This window comes from Pseudomonas endophytica, from assembly GCF_001411475.1.
Classification (GTDB): Bacteria; Pseudomonadota; Gammaproteobacteria; order Pseudomonadales; family Pseudomonadaceae; genus Aquipseudomonas; species Aquipseudomonas endophytica.
Map to the genome: position 1 here is coordinate 1 of NZ_LLWH01000080.1, position 5665 is coordinate 5665.

The window sequence follows — 5665 nt, forward strand, 5'->3', positions numbered from 1 at the left end:
CGCTGGCGACAACTGACGGGTCCACCTTCCAGCGCTGACGAATTCGCTCGGCAATCGCGAGCGCCCACGGCTCATGGACTCGACGCCCATACGGCGAGTGCAGGATCACGCGCCAGTCTCCCGTTTCATCTCGGCAACGCTCCAGCACCAGCCTACGATCCGTAGGCAGCACACCGGTCGCTTCACGTTGTTCACTGGCCAGGCTGAACAGGTTGTTAATCGCATTGCGGCCCAAGCCTGCCGCCTCAAGCCGCGACTCCAGCTCATTGTCGAAGTGCGGGTTGTCATCGCGCTCGATGCTACGTTCGAGCAAGGATAGAAACGCACCAATGGCTTCACCCAGTTCCGCTGGGCGCCCCACTCCATCACCGCGCCAGAACGGTAGCCGTGCCGATCGTCCCGGAGCGGGGGTCACCACGACCTGATCGTTAGTGATCCGCTGGATGCGCCAGGAAGAAGTGCCCAGCGTGATGATGTCGTTGACCCGAGATTCGTAAACCATCTCCTCGTCGAGCTCTCCGACCCGCCGTGAGCCGGCGCTTTCCTCGCCTTCAGGCAGAACGACGCTGAACATGCCGCGGTCAGGTATGGTGCCGCCGCTGGTGACAGCCAGTAGTTTGGCACCCGGGCGCGCGGTCAACTGACCTGTTTCGCGGTTCCAGACCAGCCGCGGGCGGAACTCGGCAAAGTCGTCGCTGGGATAACGCCCTGCGAGCATGTCCAGCACCGCGTCGAACACCTCCCGTGACAAGCTCTCAAAGGGTGCAGCTCTGCGTACGCTGGCAAACCAATCATCAACATCTATAGCGTCCATGGACACTGCGGCCACGGTCTGTTGCGCGAGTACATCGAGTGGGTTACGCGGCGGCTCAATGGCTTCTATACGCCCAGCCAGCATGCCGTCGATTGTGACGGCGGCGTCAACTAGATCACGCCGAGTGAGCGGGTAGATTAATCCTGCAGAGATGCCTCCTACATGGTGGCCCGCACGGCCAACGCGCTGCAAGGCACTTGCCACCGAAGGAGGCGCAGCGACTTGGATCACCAGATCGACCAAGCCCATGTCGATGCCCAGCTCTAGGCTAGAGGTGGCCACCACGCAGCGCAGGTCGCCAGCCTTCAACGCCTGTTCGATCTCGCCGCGCTGTTCTTTAGAAACCGATCCATGGTGGGATCGGGCGATATAAGGCGCAGCCCCTGCGGATCGTCCATCGGTGCCGCCCGCGGATGACACATAGTGAGTGGCTGGGCTGCCAGACATGGCCACCTGGGTGGCGTCATCGGTTCGGCCCACGCGCTCTGCATAGAGTTCATTAAGACGCGCGGTCAATTTCTCGGCGAGGCCTCGCGAATTGGTAAACACGATGGTCGAACGTCGAAGTAGTACTTGGTCGAGGATGCTAGCCTCAACATGCGGCCAGATGGAGCCTTGCCTGTCTTGAGAACCATCGCCCGCAGCAGAACCATTGCGGGCCGGTATATCAGTCATGTCCTCGACCGGTACCACAACTTGTAGATCGAAACGACGGCTCGACGCTGGGTTCACCACCGTGACCGACTGTGAGCCGGCCAAGAACCGTGCAACCCGCTCCACAGGGCGAACTGTCGCTGACAGTCCAACACGCTGTGCCGGAACCGCAAGCAATGCGTCCAGACGCTCCAAACTCAGGGCCAAATGAGAGCCTCGCTTGCCTCCCGCAACCGCATGTACCTCGTCCACGATGACCGTTCGAACGCCGCGCAACGTCTCCCGCGCCTTTGAAGTGAGCATTAGATACAGCGACTCAGGCGTCGTGATTAGGATGTCGGGCGGATGGCGCAACAAACGAGCGCGCTCTTTAGGTGGCGTATCGCCAGTACGCATGCCGACCTTTATTTCGACGAGTGGATCGTCACGGCATTTACGTTGTGCCGAGATCCCCTCAAGAGGTAAACGCAGATTGCGCTGCACGTCTGTGCCCAGTGCCTTGATGGGCGATATGTAGAGGATGCGCGTAGCAGAGAGGGCGTTATTAACTGCGCCCTCGTCTGCTATTTCACGCTCCCGAAATAGCTGGTCGATGGCTTGCATAAACGCGGCCAGCGTTTTACCCGAGCCGGTAGGAGCAATCACCAATGCATTTTCTGCCGCGCCGATAGCCGCCCAAGCGCCCGTTTGCACAGCCGTGGGCGCAGAGAATGTCTGAGTGAACCAAGCGCGGGTGGCTGGCGCAAACTGTGCGAGTGAATCGGCCTCAGCGGCTTCTGACAGGTCCATCGTCGTCAATCAACCTTTCGCGTTCTTGATCGCCGCCTGATAGGCCCGCTCGGCCCACTGTTGAAGCTGCTCATGGTCCTCAACCACGTCGGCAGGCACTTCCCAATAAGATTTCAGCGCATGCTCTGCGCCTTCACTTACGTAGCCCAAAGCATGAGAGCCTGCGGCCTCGTAATGCTTGCGCGAATCGTCATCGACCTTGAAATACAGGCCACCCTGCCACGCCATGGCAAAGACATGGTCGTGCCGATAGAGTGCAACCGCACCGAACATAGGCCGGGTCGTAATCTTTGCCCAAGACGAAAGCTGGTCGACATAAAAGTCGGCAAGTGCCTGGGTTTTCTGAGATTGCTGGGTCATTGCTGCGTTCCTTTTGCTGAGGTGATGTCGCACATCACGCGCTGTCCTTATGGGTGTTGAACAGAGTAGCGCATGGGTATAGCAGACACTGCCAAACACCCTACCTTGATCGTCTTGAGACGAGTATCCGGTTATTGGCACTTGCGCTTACTATATTATGGTATACCATCAGACGTACGAACACTTTACCCCCACGGAGCAGCTCATGAGTTTCGAAATACGCAAGATCGTCAGTTATGTCGAAGAAACCTTTATTGAAGGCGGCAAGGCCACCGATAAGCCGGTGACCATGGTGGGTTTGGCCGTCGTGATCAAGAACCCTTGGCTGGGCCACGGTTTTGTTGAAGACCTGAAACCGGAAATTCGCGCTAACTGCTCCGATTTAGGTGCGCTGATGGTCGAGCGTCTGGTCGGCATTATTGGCGGCGCCGAGAATATCGAAGCTTACGGTAAGGCTGCTGTGGTAGGCGCCGATGGTGAGATCGAGCACGCCTCCGCCGTCATTCACACCCTGCGGTTCGGCAACCACTACCGCGAAGCTGTTAAAGCCAAGAGTTACTTGAGCTTCACCAACAAACGCGGTGGCCCGGGCACGTCGATCCAGATTCCGATGATGCACAAGGATGATGAAGGTCTGCGCTCGCACTACATCACTCTCGAAATGCAGATTGAAGATGCACCACGCGCTGACGAGATCGTTGTGGTTCTGGGCTGCGCCAATGGCGGGCGCCTGCACCCTCGCATCGGCAATCGTTACATCGACTTGGAAGAACTGGCTGCGGAAAAAGCCCAGTAACCCCGATCCGCCTAACGACAACAATAAGGCATGCAGGAGCGCTCCATGATTCGGCTCACCGCTGAACGCACCCCGGCTGGCACCAGTTATCTGGCGACCGGCCAAGGCCAGCCCGTGGTATTGATCCACGGTGTGGGCCTGAACAAAGAAATGTGGGGCGGTCAGGTCGTTGGCCTGGCTGCTCAATACCACGTGATTGCCTATGACATGCTCGGCCATGGTGCCAGCGCACTTCCGGAGACGGGTACGCCCCTGCTCGGTTATGCGGATCAGTTATTGGAGTTGCTCGACCACTTGCAGCTCACCCAAGCCACTGTAATCGGGTTTTCTATGGGTGGTTTGGTGGCGAGGGCGTTTGCCTTGCATTACCCGCAACGCCTGCAAGGCCTAGTGGTACTCAACAGCGTATTCAACCGCAGCGCTGAACAACGAGCCGGGGTCATTGCGCGTACTGCACAAGCTGCCGAGCACGGCCCGAATGCCAACGCTGAAGCTGCGCTTTCGCGATGGTTCAGCCGCGAATACCAAGCCGCCAATCCGGCACAAATTGCGGCTCTGCGTCAGACTTTAGCGGGCAATGATCCGCAGGGTTATCTGACCACCTATGAGTTATTCGCCACTCAGGATATGTACCGCGCCGACGATTTGGGCAGCATTAAGGTGCCTACACTGGTCGCCACCGGTGAGCGAGATCCGGGCTCGACCCCAGAAATGGCCGTGCAGCTAGCTGAGCGGATTCCTGGCGCTCAAGTCGCCATACTCGCTGAGCAACGCCACATGATGCCCGTTGAATCGCCGCGCTTGGTCAACCAAGTATTGCTGGGGTTTCTTGATACGGCGTACTCCCGACAAAATCCTATAAAGGGGATCGTTGCATGACACTCGCACGCTTCCAGATGTGCATCGGCGGTGAATGGGTCGATGCGCTTTCAGGCAAAACCTTCGAAAGCTTGAACCCGGCCTTAGCTCAAGCGTGGGCCGAACTGCCCGACGCTGATGAAGCCGATGTCGAGCGCGCCGTGCAGGCTGCCCAGACGGCCTTCGACAGCCCGACTTGGCGCGGCCTGACCGCCACCGCTCGCGGCAAATTACTGCGGCGCTTGGGCGATTTGATCGCCGAGAATAAGGAACACTTGGCGCAGCTGGAAAGCCGCGACAACGGCAAGCTGATTCGTGAAACTCGCGGTCAAGTTGCCTACCTGCCGGAGTTTTTCTACTACACCGCAGGTCTGGCGGACAAACTTGAAGGCGGCACCTTGCCACTCGACAAGCCAGATTTATTTGCCTACACGGTGTACGAAGCCATGGGCGTGGTCGCCGCGATCATTCCTTGGAACAGCCCGCTATACCTGACTGCGATCAAACTGGCACCGGCCCTGGCGGCAGGTAACACCATTGTGATCAAACCGTCTGAACATGCATCGGCGACCATTCTCGAGTTGGCGCGCCTGGCTCTAGAAGCGGGGATCCCGCCGGGCGTGGTCAACGTCATCACCGGCTACGGCCCAAGCACAGGCGCCGCCCTGACACGTCATCCGCTGATCCGCAAAATCGCCTTCACCGGAGGTGCCGCGACAGCACGCCATGTAGTACGTAGCAGCGCCGAGAACTTTGCCAAGTTATCGCTGGAGCTAGGCGGTAAATCACCGAATATTATCTTTGCCGACGCCGACCTCGACAGCGCGATCAACGGCGCTATTGCCGGGATCTATGCCGCTTCGGGTCAAAGCTGCGTCTCCGGGTCGCGCCTTTTGGTGCAGGAAGAAGTCTTCGATGAGTTCGTTGATCGTTTGATCGAACGCGCCAAACGAATCCGCATCGGCAACCCGCAGGAAGACAGCAGCGAGATGGGGCCTATGGCCACCGCTCAGCAATTGGCCGTGGTTGAAGGCTTGGTGGCTGATGCCATCGCCGAAGGAGCGCGTCTGCGCTTGGGCGGTAAGCGCCCACAGAATCTAGGCGATGGCTGGTTCTATGAACCGACCTTGTTTGAATGCGACCGTAACTCGATGAAAATCATGCAGGAAGAAGTGTTTGGCCCAGTGGCTTCGGTCATCCGTTTCAAAGATGAAGCTGAAGCACTGGCGATTGCCAACGACTCACAGTTCGGTCTGGCTGCGGGTATTTGGACCCGCGACTTGGGCCGCGCCCATCGACTGGCGCGAGACGTTCGCTCTGGGATCATCTGGGTCAACACCTACCGCGCTGTCTCGGCCATGGCGCCGATCGGCGGCTCCAAAAATAGTGGCCAC

Annotated in this window: 5 protein-coding genes; 3 read left to right on the forward strand and 2 right to left on the reverse strand. The window is 58.6% G+C overall.

Features of this window, described 5'->3' with window-relative positions:
- Together AQS70_RS07135 and AQS70_RS07140 are read right to left on the reverse strand one after the other, a co-directional pair.
- Positions 1–2257, reverse strand: a 2257-nt coding sequence (locus AQS70_RS07135; protein WP_156355045.1) for a DEAD/DEAH box helicase, incomplete at its 3' end; no start/stop codon positions are given.
- Positions 2258–2266: 9 nt separating this feature from the next.
- Positions 2267–2617: a TfoX/Sxy family protein gene (locus AQS70_RS07140; RefSeq protein ID WP_055102182.1), complete on the reverse strand. Its 351-nt coding sequence runs from the start codon at positions 2615–2617 to the stop codon at positions 2267–2269.
- A 205-nt stretch (positions 2618–2822) separates the two neighbouring features.
- On the opposite strand from AQS70_RS07140, the gene AQS70_RS07145 reads away from it, so the two are divergent.
- The 3 genes from AQS70_RS07145 to AQS70_RS07155 all read left to right on the forward strand — a co-directional run.
- The gene (locus tag AQS70_RS07145) at positions 2823–3413 is read left to right on the forward strand and encodes an amino acid synthesis family protein (RefSeq protein WP_055102183.1); all 591 of its coding nucleotides are present in this window, start codon (positions 2823–2825) and stop codon (positions 3411–3413) included.
- A 45-nt stretch (positions 3414–3458) separates the two neighbouring features.
- Positions 3459–4292 carry an alpha/beta fold hydrolase gene (locus tag AQS70_RS07150; RefSeq protein WP_055102184.1) on the forward strand — a complete coding sequence of 278 codons (834 nt, stop codon included), beginning with the start codon at positions 3459–3461 and terminating at the stop codon, positions 4290–4292.
- Positions 4289–5665, forward strand: a 1377-nt coding sequence (locus tag AQS70_RS07155) for an aldehyde dehydrogenase (protein ID WP_055102185.1), incomplete at its 3' end; no start/stop codon positions are given. The genes AQS70_RS07150 and AQS70_RS07155, both read left to right, overlap by 4 nt.

Coding starts and splice junctions, on each gene's coding strand:
- AQS70_RS07145 (WP_055102183.1), top strand. CDS start 2,823: ATGAGTTTCGAAATACGCAAGATCGTCAGTTATGTCGAAGAAACCTTT.
- AQS70_RS07150 (WP_055102184.1), top strand. CDS start 3,459: ATGATTCGGCTCACCGCTGAACGCACCCCGGCTGGCACCAGTTATCTG.
- AQS70_RS07140 (WP_055102182.1), bottom strand. CDS start 2,617: ATGACCCAGCAATCTCAGAAAACCCAGGCACTTGCCGACTTTTATGTC.